Genomic DNA, 14,694 nt, shown 5'->3' with positions numbered 1-14,694 from the left:
TCGTAGGTCATTGTAAATCCATCTACGTAATATCGGGCGGAGCTTCTTTAGCCCTGGTCCGTTATAGCTCAGTATAAATGCACAGTTCGTCCCAAACAGGAATTAAAAACATAGCTATTCTCGGCTCAACCGGCAGCATTGGCACACAAACGCTCGAGGTAATTTCCGAAAATCCAGACCGGTTTAAGGCCCATGTGCTTACCGCGCATCGCAATGCCGATTTACTGATTGAGCAGGCTTTACAATACGCCCCCGCCTATGCAGTAATATGTGATGTAAGCCTTTATGCACAGGTTAAGCAGGCTCTTGCGCATACCCAAACCAAAGTACTGGCTGGTTATGATGAGGTAAAACATATAGTTACCTTGCCCGAAATTGATGTGGTGCTTACCGCTATGGTAGGGTTTGCCGGGCTTGAGCCAACCATTAACGCGGTAAAAGCAGGTAAGGATATTGCCTTGGCCAACAAGGAAACTTTGGTGGTAGCCGGTGAGTTGATTACTGCGCTGGCTAAGCAGCACAACGTAAAGTTGCTACCGGTTGATTCCGAACATTCGGCTATCTTTCAGTGCCTGGCGGGCGAGGAATTGAACCCTATAGAAAAAATCATATTAACCGCCTCTGGTGGCCCTTTTAGGGGCAAGGATAAAAACTTTTTATCCAACGTTACCCGCCATCAGGCGCTAAAGCATCCTAATTGGGTAATGGGTGCCAAAATCACTATTGATTCGGCCTCGCTCATGAACAAAGGGTTGGAAGTGATAGAAGCTAAATGGCTGTTCGACTTATCGCTGGAGCAAATTGAAGTGATTGTTCACCCGCAGTCTATCGTTCATTCACTGGTGCAGTTTGAGGATGGCTCCATGAAGGCACAAATGGGTTTGCCCGACATGAAATTGCCTATACAATACGCCTTAGGTTACCCTGAGCGTATCAAAAACAACTACAAGCGGTTTGATTTTACCGCCTACCCGAATCTTAGTTTCGAGAAGCCCGATATGGCAACTTTCCGTAACCTGGCCCTTGCTTATGAAGCATTGGGCACCGCCGGCAATATGCCTTGCATAGTAAATGCTGCCAACGAGGTGGCCGTGGCCGGTTTCCTGGCCGATCAGGTGAGCTTTTTGGGCATGAGTGATGTAATTGAACACTGCATGCAGAAAATACCGGTCATGACACAACCAACTTTAGCCGATTATTTGGCTACTGATAAAGAAACACGCATCTTAGCACAAAATTTAATTGAACAAATGCCGTTAAAGGCATTGACTGTTTAGAACGTAATTTACAGAATGGATATAGTGATAATGGTAGGCCAGTTGATACTGGGCCTTTCTATCTTGGTTATTTTGCATGAGTTTGGTCACTTTATAGCGGCCCGTGCCTTCGGCATAAAAGTTGAAAAATTTTACCTGTTTTTTGATGCCTGGAACTTTAGCCTGTTTAAATTCAATTACAAAGGCGTAGAGTATGGCATGGGTTGGCTGCCGCTGGGTGGCTACGTTAAAATTGCCGGTATGATTGATGAATCAATGGATACTGAGCAGATGGCTGGTCCGCCGCAGCCTTGGGAGTTTCGTTCCAAACCGGCCTGGCAGCGTTTAATTGTAATGCTGGGCGGTATTTTTGTGAACATTGTACTCGGTATATTAATTTTTTGGGTACTAACCATTAAGTACGGCGAAACTTATATTCCTAACGAAAGCTTAAAATACGGTATAGTACCTGGCAGTATTGGAAAAGGGATTGGCCTTAAAGCCGGCGACAAAGTTGTTGCTCTTAACGGGCAAAAAGTTGATCGTTTCGAAGACCTCGTAAGCTCAAAAGTATTAATGGGAAACAGCGTTTTAACAGTAGAGCGTAACAACCAAACATTAAACATAAAAGTGCCCGGCAATATCCTTAATGATGTTTCGGATTTGGGCATCGAGCAATTTATTAGCCGTATGCCGCGTACCACTTTCCGGGTAGATTCGGTAGTGGCAGGTAGCAATGCACAAAAGGCTGGCTTAAAACCAGGCGACAGCGTGCTAGCTGTAAACGGTACTCCAGTACGCTTTTATGATGAGTTTCAGGCGCAGTTAATGCAGTATAAAAATAAGCCGGTTGGCTTAACTGTAAAACGCAATGAAGCTACCTTACCACTAACTGCACAGGTAAACAAGGATGGCATGCTTGGTTTTAAAGACGGTCGCTTCGGCATCCGTGTAAAAACCGACTTACCAGAGGAAAAAACATTAAAATTTGGTTTCTTTGGCTCGCTGCCTGTTGGTGCGTCAAAAGCCTGGGGCACCTTTAGCGATAATGCAAAAGGCCTTGGTAAAGTATTTACCGGGCAGGTAAAGGCAAATAAAGCACTATCAAGCCCAATTGGCATTGCCCGTTTATTTGGCAGCCAGGTTGACTGGTTACGTTTTTGGAGCCTGGTAGGATTATTGTCAATGGCTTTGGCTTTGATGAATCTGCTGCCAATCCCGGCGCTGGATGGTGGTCATGCGCTGTTTCTTATCATTGAAATGATTAAAGGCAAACCGCTAAGTGATAAATTTTTAGAGCGTGCGCAAATGGTAGGGTTTGTAATATTAATTACCTTAATGGTTTTTGTATTTGGTAACGATATTTTTAAGATCATTAAAAAGTAGTTAGCACACTCAATAAACCAAAACCCGCCAGGCTAAGTGCTAGTAGAGTAACAACGGTCAAATTTTGGCAAGGGTTATCCAAAGCACAAAGCACAGCTCGAAATTCAGTAACAAATGCTTGCTAATATTAGTCGTGAATATGACGACTAATATTAGCAAGCATTTGTCAATTAACGCCCAGTCTTGTAGGCATTATATGGCTGTTAAAAACAAGCCTATTGCGGTGTAAACTTTTCTTATGACCAGTATACTTACAATTTGCCTGTTAAGTTGTTGTACTCATAATCATGAAAAGACGAATACTGCTTATAGTAACCTTGATAGTTCTTTTAGTAATAGGTGGCGTAGTTTACTACCGCTATTATTTTGTGTTTGGCGACGGTACCAAAGCCGGTACCATGAATTACTTTGTACACAAAGGCTATATGTTTAAAACCTACGAGGGCAGGTTAATACAATCGGGAATCAGAACACCTACGCAGGGAAGCGTGCAATCTAATGAGTTCAGATTCTCAGTTGCTGATGAAAAAGTTGCTGAAAAACTCAACCGTAGTGCTGGCGCTTTCCTGGAACTTCATTATAAAGAATACAAGCATGCCCTACCTTGGCGTGGTGTAAGTAATTTTGTTGTGGACAGTGTATTATCGGTACGGCCATTTACGCCGCCAAACCAGCCTTATTAGGTCGGTATTAAGCTTGCGGCTGTGCCGGCCGCTCGCGCTTAAATAGAACGCCCAACACGGCCGATACTGCAAAAACTAATATAACCGAAACAAAAAGCGATCTGAAAAAGCTCTGAACCGTTACCTTACTACCCGCGGCGAAGGTTTGATTCATACTAACAACTTCCTGTTCAATTCTTTTGGCTGGTGTGTGGCTTGATTGCATAGCCGCTTTACGTGATGCGACAAATGATACGTGCGCTTTTTCAGCCAGCTCAGGATTTATCTTTCCCGAAAACAAGGCGATGCCGTTGTTCCAGATCAGGGTGGTAAAAATGAGCATAATAAATATGCCGGTAATGGCCTGCTTAAGGTTCCAGTACCGGCCTATTTTGTTTCTGAGTCCGCTTATAAAGAGCAGCGCTGCGCCAAAAAGTATTATATAATAAACCGGATATAGAACAACAAAGGTCAGGATAGGCGACGTGGATGCATGAGCCAGATAGTAGAGTTTTAGTATATCTACTACCAGCATAAGTATCCCAAATAATACGCCCCTTATCGCGCCCTCTTTTCTTACAGCCTGATTTAAGTTTTCCATTCAGTTGGTTAAATTCAGTCCTGATTAAAAGCTTCCAAAATGGCAATTACAGCCATGTCAAAGCCTTTTTCAACTGCGAATTGCGCTATTTCCTCTTTGTCGCTGTTGCCGGGTTTGGTGTTTTGGAAAAAGCTCATGATTGGATAAAACAAATCCTTCAGCTCTGCATCTTCTGATAGTTTAACAGCCACTTTCTGAATTTCCTCAGGCGAACTTTCTACCAGGATTTGGTTAGCTATAATAGGTTCATAAATCTGGTGCTCATCCTGAAACTCATCATCATCAACCAGCAGGAACTCCGTTAAGTAGTCTTCGAGTGATGGCTCAATACCTTCATCACGGCACTCGTTCAAGTATAGCAACAGGTTTAAAAGCTCGGTACCACGCTCAAGTGTTTCTTCCTCAATCGCAGCCCACTCTGGAGTATCAAGGTAATCTTCTTCCAGGCGGTTAATATCAGCACTAAAAAAGTTCACCATCAGCAAATCAAAGAACACCTCACGTAAGTGTTCTGCCTGCGGAAAATCGTTAAACACATTATCCAGTGCGTTCGCCTTGTCTAAAAATTCATCATCGGCTGTAAATACAGTGGTAAGCCTTTCTGTTAGCTGGTTAACGTTTATGGGTGTATAAGCTGTGTATGCCTGCAATGCCGCACTGATGGCATTTTCTATGTGTTGATCTATCATTTAATGAATGCTTAGTTTGTAAATACTTGTTTGTTGTTACAAGTTAACAGTATTTTACCTTTTAAGTTCTGCCCAAAAAACGGGGAGTTACATGATTTTGAATGGTTACTTTGCTTATCAAAAGTCCAGCTCTGACCGGTATTAAAAACAACCAGATTTGCTGGCTTGTTAGTGGTTAAATCAGGCGTTTGTACGTTTAAAACCTTACGTGGGTTGATGGCCATTTTTTCTACAATCAGCTCAGCAGAAAGGCCCGCTTGTAAAGCCAGCGAGAATGCAGTTTGCAACCCAACAATCCCGAAAGCGGCAATTTCAAATTCAACTTCTTTAAGTTCTTTTTCCTGGGGTGTATGCTGCGATACGATGGCATCAATAGTGCCATCTTTCAATCCTTGTAAAAGGGCGTCAATATCGCTTTGTGTACGCAGTGGCGGTTTTACCTTATACTGGCTGTCAAAGCCCAGCAGCGCCTCATCGGTTAGTACCAGATGATGTGCGGCCACATCGCAGGTTACACGGAGGCCCTTACGCTTAGCTTCGCGTATAAGCTCTACGGAACGAGTAGTGGTTATGGTACTAAAGTGTATAGGCGATCCGGTATATTCAGCCAGGTACAGATCACGGGCTATCATCAGTTCTTCGGCCAGTGAGGGAATGCCTTTCATACCTAAAAGCGTACTTACTACCCCCTCGTGTACTTTTGCCTTACCGGCTATAGCTACATCCTCGGGATAAGAAAATATCAGCGCATCAAAACCCTGGGCATATAATAAAGCACGTTCCATTAATCCGGCATCTTTAACCGGACTATTGCCATCGGTAAAGGCTTTGGCACCGCTACGGTACATATCATACATCTCGGCTAAATCCTTACCCTCGCGCTTATAAGATATCGTGCCCAGCGGATACACATCTACCAGTTTATTGCGGGTGGTGTTTAAAACATATTCTACCTCGGTTTTGGAGTGAATAGGTGGTTGCGTATCGGGCATGAGTGCTAAACCGGTGAAACCTCCGGCCGCTGCGGCTGCAAGGCCTGTACTAAAATCTTCCTTAGTTTCCAGACCAGGTTCACCCATGTTGCAGTTTAAATCAAAAAAGCCGGGCGCTATGTAACTGCCTGCTGCATCAAACACATCAACATCCGCATTTATGCTTTCGGCCACCTCGGCAATAAAGCCATCTTTAATTAAAACATCAGCAACTTTTTGGTAGAATGGCGAGCCGGGGTACAGAACAGTGGCAGATTTGATGAGCAGATTCATGTAAAGGAGGCTTTATGCTTACGCTATTAATACGATTTTAGGCTGGGCTGCTTTGCTGTTGTTTACCTGTTTTATATAAGCGAACAAGCAGTATTTCGCCAGCCACAAAAATCAGTGCCAAAATTATACAAAGTTTCCATAATTGCAGGCCAAAATTTGTATCGGTAACCGTATTGCTCATTGAACCCTTACCAGGCTGCCATACTTCGCTGCCTTTTGGTAGCAGTCCTATTAACGCCGACTTGTCCATATACGTCAAATCCGACTCCAGCTTATTGTTATTGAAAGCAATGATGGCCGCCAGACTATCCTGCTTACTAAGCTGATAATTACCAGGTTGCTGCAGCTGATCGGCAAGGTATAGCAATGTAGTGCCTTCCTGCTGGCGTGCATCCGGTATAATTGTCTGATTGTCTTTTGTAAGTTTCAAGATCTGTTTCTCGCCAACTTGCAAGGGTACCGTTTCAATAACGGCATCGTTGCCAAGCGTGTAAAACAAGGGCTGGTCATGTCCGCTTAACAGCGCCATTCTAAACAATATAGGAAGCAATAACGCATGCCTTGGCAGATTGCTATAGTCTTCCTGTAAAGGCACGGCCGATACGTATATTTTGCCACTACCGCTTTTATAACCACTCCAAAACGGTTGCCCGCCGGGTAAATCCATTAAACTTTCCCTTCGGGTTTGCGTAGCGGCACTTAGTTGATAGTACTTTTTAACGATAGGCAGATCCGGACTGCGTGGCACGTCTTCAAAAACGGTTTTAAATAACGCGTTTTGTATATTTAAACTGCTTACACGCGTTGCCTCGGTTAGCAGTTTCTGGGGAAAAGCGGCCCCCGCCGGTTGCAGCAATGACTGGTAACTTACAAGATCGGCCCCATCGGCCGGGAAAACAGCCAGTGTACCACCTTTGCTTACATAACTTTTTAGTTGCTGGGCCAAACCGCTTGAGATGGATTTAACATCACTGATTACAATGAGCGGATAGGCACTTAACCGGCTGTAGTTTACACTACCTTCATTAGTAAACACGGGCGAAAAAAAGTTATCAGAGCTAAATGCAGCACGCAGGTAAGCATTGGGCTGTCCGCCGTTAACGAGCAGTACCGGCAATTTATCTTTTACGTTAAAGCTAAAGTAAAACTGGTTGTCAAATGTCACCGGGTTATCCTGCAGCTGTATCTGTGCTTGTTGCCAGCCACTTTGCAAGCCCGAAAAGGTAAGCGTGTCCTGGCGGATAGCACGAGCTTTCACATCATAACTTGCCAAGGCTTTCTGCATACCATTAACCAGCAGTTTGAGAGGAATGCCACTGGCATCTTCGGCAGCATAATTGTGCAGTTTAACTACCAGCTTTTCAGTTTCGCCGGGGCGGTGCACGGCGCTAACCAGCCAAACAGAATCTACTGCGATGTTGGGCAAGGTGTTGGCCTTTATCTGGATAAGATTAACCTTGGTTCCTGTATCCGGCTTAAGTGTGGCCAATCCGGTTGCTTTTGCCTGAAAATCAGATATTACATAAGCTTGTTGTAAACTGCCCGGTTGCGTTTGTAAAAGGCTGAGCTGACGCGAAATTATTTGCTGCAGGTTACGGCTTTGCGCACTTATTTTAACTGCATCAACCGCATCGTTAAATTCCTGACGGTTGAGTAGTCGCTGGTGTTTACCCTCAAAATCTTGCGTGAGGATTTGAAAGCGATCATTTATAGCATACGCCGCAGCTATTTCTTTAGCTCTGCGCTTTGCTTCATCAAGCAAGCTTCCCTCAGGGTTAAGGGTTTGCATAGAATAGGAGTTGTCGATAAATACACTAACTGCCTGTTGCTGCCCGGGAGGAATGGTATTTTGGCTTGGCAAATACGGCTTGGCAAAGGCCAGCACTAAAAAACCAAGTGCCAATAAGCGGCTAAGCAGTATGAGCCGCTCGCGCAGGTTACGGCGCGACGACTGTTGTTCCTTAATGTCTTTAAGAAACTGAACATTACTGAAATTAACCTTTTTATACCGCCTAAAATTGAACAAATGCACTAGCACCGGAATAGCCAGTGTTATAAGCGCAAACAGAAAAGCAGGGTAGACAAAATGCATTCGGAAAATTTATACTTGCCGCTGGTGCTGCTAACAAATATACCCCAATAGCACTAACTTACAAAGCCATTGCTGGGTATTAACGTACTGCTGGCCTGAAAAGTGATGGTGAAAGCGCTTCCCTTACCGGGCATACTTTTGATTTGCAGCTTTCCATCCAGCTTTTTAATCAGATCACGAATCACCATTAAGCCAAAACCACTACCCTCTTCGTTCTGGGTACCTTTAGTTGAGTAATAATTTTCACTGTTAATACGCTCCAAAACGTCGGTACTCATGCCTATGCCAGTATCTTTTACGGTAAAACTGGTTTCATTGGCGGTAGTTTCGGCACTTATTTCGATACGGCCGCCAGCTGGTGTAAATTTTATAGCGTTGTTGAGCAGGTTTCTAAAAACAATACGCAGACTTTCAGCCTCGGTGAGCCAATTTAGCTGAGCCGGTAAAATGTTATCTACGTTAATATTTTTGTCGCTAATGGGTATTTTCTGCTCCTCGATAATGTTATCGGCTATCTGGTGCAAATTAACTTCAACTTTCTCGAGTGGAACACCACGCAATTGCGCTCTTATCCAAAACAACAAATTATCGGTCAAAGCCATTACACGAGTGTATTGTGCTTCCAACTGGCCAAATAGGTCTTTTGTTTCCTCCTGAGACAGTAAGCCTTCATTAACCAAGTGAACCAAGCTTTGCGTTGTGGCCAATGGTTTCCGCAAATCATGCGAGATGATAGACAGCAATTTATTTTTCAGGGCATTATCATCTTCCAGCTTTTTGTTTTGCTTGGTAATCTCGGTGTTCAGTTTATCCAGCAAAGCCAGGTTCCATTGAATCTCATTGTTTTTTGCATTAAGTTGAGTGGTATATTTCTTTGCCTTTTTGTAGTTGTAACCCAAAGCGAACACCACTATCACAAAAACAATTAGGAAACCGGTGTATAATAATATTACGCTCTTTTGCTGTTCCGATCTCTTTTGTGCCTTTTCAATATTTTGCTGTAACCTAACTTGCTGCTGCTCCTGCATCCGCAACGCATCAATAAAATCGCTTGATTCCTTGCGTTCCCTTTCGTTAATTGTATTATCTACATAAATAAGCTCATCCTGCCATTGAATAATAGCATCCTTATCGCGCCAGGCTTTGCTGACAGTTAACAGCAACTGTACCGATGTTTTCACCAATGCCAGGGCAGCAGTACTATCGGCTTTGCTATGAGCAAGCCTGGCAAAAGGCATAGCTTTATCAAATTCCTTTTTGCCAATATAAATTTTACTTAGCTCAATATATGACAATGCTTTGCCGTAAGTATCACCGGCTAAAGTATCCAGATGTAAAGCCTTATGTAAATAGTATATGGCCGAATCGGGCTTTTTCAGGGTTTGCAAAAGCAAGGCACGGTTATAATAGCTCTTTTTTTCACCATATCTATATTTTGAACGGCGACTCAAAAGATAAGCTTTGTCAAGAAAACGACGTGCCTCATCATACCGTTTCTGGTCTGCCTTAAGTAAGCCAAGCCGCAGTTGTATATTCACTACATCAATTGGCATATTTAAATCGGTAAACGTTTTCAACGTTCCGTATAGTAGTTTTTCAGCTTCTTTTAATCCGCCGCTTTTACGTTTTATGGAGCTGATATGCTGCTCGGCCCGGGCAACATTGTATATATCGTGATTGCGTCGACTTAGCTGCATAGAGCGATAATACAGCTCAAGAGCTCTTTTAGAATAGCCGCGCTGACTTAATACCTCGGCCTGATAAAGGTAAGCTATGGCCAGGCCTTTTAAATAATTATACTCGGTAGCCAGCAGCTCGGCCTGTGTAAGCAAGGTGAACGCCCTGCCCGCATCTTGCCTAATCAGTGGAACAGCTTTGTTGTTTAAAGAATCAACACGAGCAATAATGCGCGGGTGACGGCGCACAGAATCCTGCGCCCGCGCTGTTATCATAAACAAGCTCAAAAATAATGATAGCAGGCCTGTAACAAGCATTTTATTGTTTGTTATGTGGCCACACTTGTACATGATATATATAGTAATGATAGTAATTGTTGTTTTAGTTTGACTGAACTATTAACGGAATAAATCACTTTTTAATTTATTCAAACCCAGCCGTATAAGCATTTAATTTTTAGAGCTGAATACGTGTTATAACTATTGGTTGTTGCGCTTAAACTGATTTTTAATTTTTCATGTAAATAATGCGTCCAACTCGTTAAATGTTTGACCTTATATCTACTTAATAGTTTATACAAGGTTGTTATTAACATAATATACGGTATTTGACATGACTAAGACCGAACAAAATTTTTGGTGGTATGTTGTTTAAACGTCTATTTAAACATATATGGAATACAGAAAACTAGGAGAAACAGAGCTGGCGGTTTCGGCCATTACTTTTGGCGCATGGGCTGCCGGCGGATGGATGTGGGGCGGAAATGATGATCAGGATGCCATTAATGCCATGAGAGCAGCTTATGACGAGGGCATAACTAGTATTGATACGGCTCCCATTTACGGGCAAGGTAAAAGTGAGGAGCTGGTTGGCCAGGCTATTAAAGATCTTCCGCGCGATAAGGTGCAGATCTTAACCAAGTATGGTATGCGCTGGGATTTAGTTAAAGGCACATTTGGCTTCAAGTCGCAAGATAATAACGGCAACGACTTAGACGTATACAAATATGCTGGCAAGGAAAGCATTATTAAAGAGTGTGAAGACAGCCTTAAACGCTTGGGTACCGACTATGTTGATTTGTACCAGATACATTGGCCCGACGAAAGTACGCCTATAGCCGAAACAATGGAAGCTATTTTACGCCTGCAGGAACAAGGCAAAATACGGGAAGCCGGTGTAAGTAACTACAGCGTAGCTCAAATGCAGGAGGCCGAAAAGACGATTAAACTGGCATCAAATCAGGTTCCGTACAGTATGGTGAAACGCGACATAGAAGCCGACCTGGTGCCGTACTGCATCGAGAACCACAAAGGCATTTTAGCTTACAGCCCAATGGAACGCGGCTTATTAACCGGTAAAATGAAAGCTGGCCAACAGTTTGGCGAAGGTGATCACCGTGCCGGGCTAAAGTTTTTTAAGGATGAGAATATTAAGCGCACTAACGAGTTCCTGAGTAAAATTAAGCCGCTGGCTGACGAAAAGAATGCCACATTAGGCCAGTTGGTTATACGGTGGACAATTGAACGGCCGGGTATAACCGTAGCGCTGGTAGGTGCACGTAATGCAGAACAAGCCACCCAAAATGCTCAAGCCATTAATGTAAAATTAAGCGCCGAGGAGATAAATTTCATAACCGGCGAACTAGACAAATTAGAGTTGGTAGATTAATCACCAACTTCTACCTATTCTCCACTTGTAAAAAAAAGCCTTTCTTTTCTCATCAAATGGTTTAAAGAAAGGCTTTTAAATTATCTATGTCTTCTACGCTTTTTTGTAGTTTGTTTTTTGCGCGATGATGTGCGACGCTTGACCGACCTCCGGCTTGTTGATTTTTTGCGAACGCTTGAACTTTTAGAACCCGATTGAGTTTCCGTTTGCTGATTTCGACTTGCCACTGGTGCAATTGCTGTTTCTTTCGTTACAGAATCGGTACTTAACTGATCGGCCGAAAGGCTATTGCCCCTTAAAGTATATTGAATAAGACGCTTTTGAATAGGCTTTTTGGCCAGTGAGTCATTTTCATCATATACATCAAACTCGCGCATCAAGTTGCCGTCTTTGATAAAAAAGTTATCATTCCCCCTGTAACCTTTACGTTGCGAACGAGTAAGACGCGGAAAATCAATTTTGCGGGCATTATCGTCTTTATATTCAAAGGCAAATACCTCTGCTGCATTGGTGCTGTCGGCCGCCTGGGTATGAATGAACAGCTCCGGGTCGCCATCAGTATCCATATCGGCATTATAAACATCCACAATACGGCCTTCTAAGTCGCCTGTGGTGGTGGTATATTTCATGGACGCCGAATCCGACCGCAAAATTTCGAAAGCGCCCATACTTTCCGATCCTCTGCCCCATGCAAGCACATCATAATATTGCCCTGGAGACACCTCAATAGTTTTATGGAAACGGAACGGCGCCATTACCCTAGGAGCCTGCGTAGCAGCAGGTGCCGGCACCGATGCTTTGTCTGATGAGTTGCCTCCACATGCGGCCGCAAACGTCATATAGCCCAGCAGCAGGTATACGTATTGCTTCATTTTCATTAATCAGGTTTTATCAATAGTTTAAATTAGGGTTCTATTCTTCTTTTAATTGAACGATAGAATTATTGCAGACAGAAAATGCTTATAGTGCTCTGCAGTATGCCGAGGCCTTATTACTTTTAATTCACCATCGTTTCTGCCGAAAACTCGCCTTTAGGTTTGCCTGGCATAGTCAGGTACACCCGTAAGGTACTAAAAGCGCCGCCTTCAAAATACTTTAAAGTAAATTTATGCAATCCTTTTTGCAATAAAACTTCGCCTGGTTGCTCGTACAAGCTGTGCTTACCATCGTTATCTACCACCAACTGGTCATCGATGTAAATCACCGAGCCATCATCAGATTGGGTAGAAAAAATGTATTTACCATCAGCATCTATATTAAAATAACCCTCGTAAGTAACGCCAAACGTACGGTTAGCTTTTTTAAAGGCTGCTGTGTTAAATGTTTTTACCACGCCTGTATCTAAAACGCGTGCGCCATCCAACTGGCCTGTATTAGTAAACAACCCGGCAACTAACTCATATTTTACCCCAGGTATTTTACCGCCAAAGGTAACAGCAGGCAGAGGTGCACGATTATAAACCACTGTACGCGTTACTAAACTGCGCTTACCGCTTGGTGTAATAACGATTGTTTTTATCTCGCGGTATTGCTCTGCCGGAATATTTAACGTGAAAGGCTTAGTATAAACCAAATCTGTTGACGTGGGTTCATAGCCATCAATAGTGTAATAAATTTTGGCGCCTTCTACAGGTACTTTCAAGTTAACGGTTAATTGCGAGCCGGTGTATGATGTATCCTTAGCACCAATAGCCGCAGGTACACGATAATTGATATTGTTTTGATCTAACCAGGCCAAATGACCAGGCAAACGCGTTTCCGCAAAATCAGAATAGTTCTTGTTAGCAATGGGCGACCACGCCACTTCCGACAAAGCCATCATCCGTGGCAGCAGCATATACTCTGCCTTGGCTTCGGTACTTATGTATTCAGTCCATAAATTAGCCTGTACACCTAAAATATACTTTTGCTGAGCAGGGGTAAGTGCAGGTGTTAACGGATTATAAGCGTATGTTTTTGATAAAGGTGTAAAACCACCAATGCTTAGTGGCTCCAAATCAGACCTGGCCTGTGCATGGTCGAGGTACAAACCACTGCTGCTGGGCGTCATGATTACGTTATGGTTTTGTTTAGCAGCTGCTATCCCACCAGCTTCGCCGCGCCAGCTCATTACGGTAGCGTTAGGGGCTAGTCCACCTTCCAATATTTCATCCCACCCAATAATGCTGCGACCTTTGCTATTCACAAACTTTTCCATACGTTGTATAAAATAGCTTTGTAAACCATGCTCATCTTTCAGTTTCAGCCTTTTAATGATGGCCTGCGCCTCGGGCGATGATTTCCAAACAACTTTAGGCGCTTCGTCGCCCCCTATGTGTATGTATTTGCTCGGGAACAGGTCAATAACTTCGGTTAACACGTCCTGTAAAAAGCTGAAGGTTTTTTCGGTGGGGCAAAATATATTGTTAAACACCCCCCAGGTACCCGATACTTTATATTCTAGATTAGCATTGCAGCTTAGCTCTGGGTAGGCTGCAAGCGCAGCCATAGCGTGGCCGGGCATCTCTATCTCGGGCACTACGTTAATATACTTACTGGCTGCGTATTGTACTACCTCGCGTATTTGTTCTTGTGTATAATATCCGCCATAAGGCGTATTGTCAAACTGCTGGGGCATACGGTCATGGTAATTACCAATCAAAGTTTCGGCACGCTGGCTGCCTACTTGTGTTAAGCGTGGATATTTTTTTATTTCTATTCGCCAGCCCTGGTCATCGGTTAAGTGCCAGTGAAAAGTATTGAGCTTGTATGCTGCCATTAAATCCAGGTAACGTTTAACAAATTCTACCGGGAAAAAGTGACGGCAAACATCAAGGTGTATACCCCGGTAGCCAAAGCGCGGATAGTCTTCAATACGGGCACATGGTATTTTAGCAGTTGCGCTCCTTTCGAGCGGTAATAACTGCATTAGGGTTTGAATGCCGTAAAACAACCCAGCGCCTTTGCCTGCAATAGTAATTTGCTGCGGTGCTATAGTAAGACGATAACCTTCAGCTGGCAAATTTTCGGTACCGGCGGCAGTAAGCACAATGGCATTGTTGGCCGCATTACCTGTAAAAGCCTGCAAACGGTTTTTAAGCATATACTTATTTTGCAGGTAGCCGCTTAAAAATTGTACAGCTTTGTTGGTAATGGAGTCGGCTTGTATTATGGTTTCCTGGCTTAGCGTAAAGTAACCCGCCTGCTTTTGCAGCGTTACCGGGGCAGGTATGATACCCATGTAAGGGTCGGTTGGAGGCGTTTGAGCCTGCGAAGTGCTGATAGCTAATAAGATATTTAAACAGAACAGTAAACGGAACTTAAGAGACATAAAAAGATTTAACCAGTTTAATAACAACGAACCGTGAAGTTAATAGAATTTCGGGCCATTGCCATTCATTAGAACGAAAAAAGCATAA

The 14,694-nt window shown here is 43.5% G+C and carries 11 protein-coding genes; 4 read left to right on the top strand and 7 right to left on the bottom strand.

Annotated elements, in window-relative coordinates; translation table 11 throughout:
* Positions 1-77: 77 nt before the first annotated feature.
* The 3 genes from ABDD94_RS06580 to ABDD94_RS06570 all read left to right on the top strand — a co-directional run bounded on the left by ABDD94_RS06580 (position 78) and on the right by ABDD94_RS06570 (position 3,325).
* The gene (locus ABDD94_RS06580) at positions 78-1,277 is read left to right on the top strand and encodes a 1-deoxy-D-xylulose-5-phosphate reductoisomerase (RefSeq protein ID WP_345955167.1); all 1,200 of its coding nucleotides are present in this window, start codon (positions 78-80) and stop codon (positions 1,275-1,277) included.
* Between the two features lie 15 nt (positions 1,278-1,292).
* Positions 1,293-2,642, top strand: coding sequence for an RIP metalloprotease RseP (gene rseP, locus ABDD94_RS06575; protein ID WP_345955166.1), 1,350 nt, complete (start codon positions 1,293-1,295; stop codon positions 2,640-2,642).
* Between the two features lie 287 nt (positions 2,643-2,929).
* The gene (locus ABDD94_RS06570; protein ID WP_345955165.1) at positions 2,930-3,325 is read left to right on the top strand and encodes a hypothetical protein; all 396 of its coding nucleotides are present in this window, start codon (positions 2,930-2,932) and stop codon (positions 3,323-3,325) included.
* A gap of 7 nt (positions 3,326-3,332) precedes the next feature.
* Here ABDD94_RS06570 and ABDD94_RS06565 read toward each other — a convergent pair whose 3' ends face one another.
* The 5 genes from ABDD94_RS06565 to ABDD94_RS06545 are packed head-to-tail and all read right to left on the bottom strand — an operon-like array spanning position 3,333 to position 9,945.
* Positions 3,333-3,905, bottom strand: a complete 573-nt coding sequence (locus ABDD94_RS06565; RefSeq protein WP_345955164.1) for a DUF4199 domain-containing protein — start codon at positions 3,903-3,905, stop codon at positions 3,333-3,335.
* A 14-nt stretch (positions 3,906-3,919) separates the two neighbouring features.
* Complete coding sequence (locus tag ABDD94_RS06560; protein WP_345955163.1) at positions 3,920-4,594, bottom strand: hypothetical protein; 675 nt, start codon at positions 4,592-4,594, stop codon at positions 3,920-3,922.
* An 11-nt stretch (positions 4,595-4,605) separates the two neighbouring features.
* A complete protein-coding gene (locus ABDD94_RS06555; protein WP_345955162.1) occupies positions 4,606-5,859 on the bottom strand; it encodes a dihydroorotase in 1,254 nt (417 codons plus the stop codon).
* A 37-nt stretch (positions 5,860-5,896) separates the two neighbouring features.
* Positions 5,897-7,951, bottom strand: a complete 2,055-nt coding sequence (locus tag ABDD94_RS06550) for a BatA and WFA domain-containing protein (RefSeq protein ID WP_345955161.1) — start codon at positions 7,949-7,951, stop codon at positions 5,897-5,899.
* 53 nt (positions 7,952-8,004) lie between these two features.
* Positions 8,005-9,945, bottom strand: coding sequence for a tetratricopeptide repeat-containing sensor histidine kinase (locus ABDD94_RS06545; RefSeq protein WP_345955160.1), 1,941 nt, complete (start codon positions 9,943-9,945; stop codon positions 8,005-8,007).
* Between the two features lie 355 nt (positions 9,946-10,300).
* On the opposite strand from ABDD94_RS06545, the gene ABDD94_RS06540 reads away from it, so the two are divergent.
* Positions 10,301-11,296, top strand: a complete 996-nt coding sequence (locus tag ABDD94_RS06540; RefSeq protein WP_345955159.1) for an aldo/keto reductase — start codon at positions 10,301-10,303, stop codon at positions 11,294-11,296.
* An 80-nt stretch (positions 11,297-11,376) separates the two neighbouring features.
* Here the strand turns inward: ABDD94_RS06540 and ABDD94_RS06535 are convergent, their stop codons facing one another.
* Complete coding sequence (locus ABDD94_RS06535; protein WP_352432888.1) at positions 11,377-12,168, bottom strand: hypothetical protein; 792 nt, start codon at positions 12,166-12,168, stop codon at positions 11,377-11,379.
* Between the two features lie 125 nt (positions 12,169-12,293).
* Positions 12,294-14,606 (bottom strand): family 20 glycosylhydrolase, encoded by a 2,313-nt coding sequence (locus tag ABDD94_RS06530; protein WP_345955157.1) that lies wholly within the window; start codon positions 14,604-14,606, stop codon positions 12,294-12,296.
* Positions 14,607-14,694: the final 88 nt, after the last annotated feature.

Origin of the sequence: Mucilaginibacter sp. PAMB04168 (assembly GCF_039634365.2) — a bacterium.
In the GTDB taxonomy this organism is placed as follows: Bacteria; Bacteroidota; Bacteroidia; order Sphingobacteriales; family Sphingobacteriaceae; genus Mucilaginibacter.
The sequence above is the reverse complement of the archived record's forward strand: the minus strand, read 5'-3'. Positions and strand labels throughout refer to the sequence as shown.

What these genes read in the sequence shown, in the direction of transcription:
- rseP (WP_345955166.1), top strand. Translation starts at nt 1,293, where the DNA reads ATGGATATAGTGATAATGGTAGGCCAGTTGATACTGGGCCTTTCTATC.
- ABDD94_RS06570 (WP_345955165.1), top strand. Translation starts at nt 2,930, where the DNA reads ATGAAAAGACGAATACTGCTTATAGTAACCTTGATAGTTCTTTTAGTA.
- ABDD94_RS06540 (WP_345955159.1), top strand. Translation starts at nt 10,301, where the DNA reads ATGGAATACAGAAAACTAGGAGAAACAGAGCTGGCGGTTTCGGCCATT.
- ABDD94_RS06580 (WP_345955167.1), top strand. Translation starts at nt 78, where the DNA reads ATGCACAGTTCGTCCCAAACAGGAATTAAAAACATAGCTATTCTCGGC.
- ABDD94_RS06535 (WP_352432888.1), bottom strand. Translation starts at nt 12,168, where the DNA reads ATGAAGCAATACGTATACCTGCTGCTGGGCTATATGACGTTTGCGGCC.
- ABDD94_RS06530 (WP_345955157.1), bottom strand. Translation starts at nt 14,606, where the DNA reads ATGTCTCTTAAGTTCCGTTTACTGTTCTGTTTAAATATCTTATTAGCT.
- ABDD94_RS06550 (WP_345955161.1), bottom strand. Translation starts at nt 7,951, where the DNA reads ATGCATTTTGTCTACCCTGCTTTTCTGTTTGCGCTTATAACACTGGCT.
- ABDD94_RS06545 (WP_345955160.1), bottom strand. Translation starts at nt 9,945, where the DNA reads ATGCTTGTTACAGGCCTGCTATCATTATTTTTGAGCTTGTTTATGATA.
- ABDD94_RS06560 (WP_345955163.1), bottom strand. Translation starts at nt 4,594, where the DNA reads ATGATAGATCAACACATAGAAAATGCCATCAGTGCGGCATTGCAGGCA.
- ABDD94_RS06555 (WP_345955162.1), bottom strand. Translation starts at nt 5,859, where the DNA reads ATGAATCTGCTCATCAAATCTGCCACTGTTCTGTACCCCGGCTCGCCA.
- ABDD94_RS06565 (WP_345955164.1), bottom strand. Translation starts at nt 3,905, where the DNA reads ATGGAAAACTTAAATCAGGCTGTAAGAAAAGAGGGCGCGATAAGGGGC.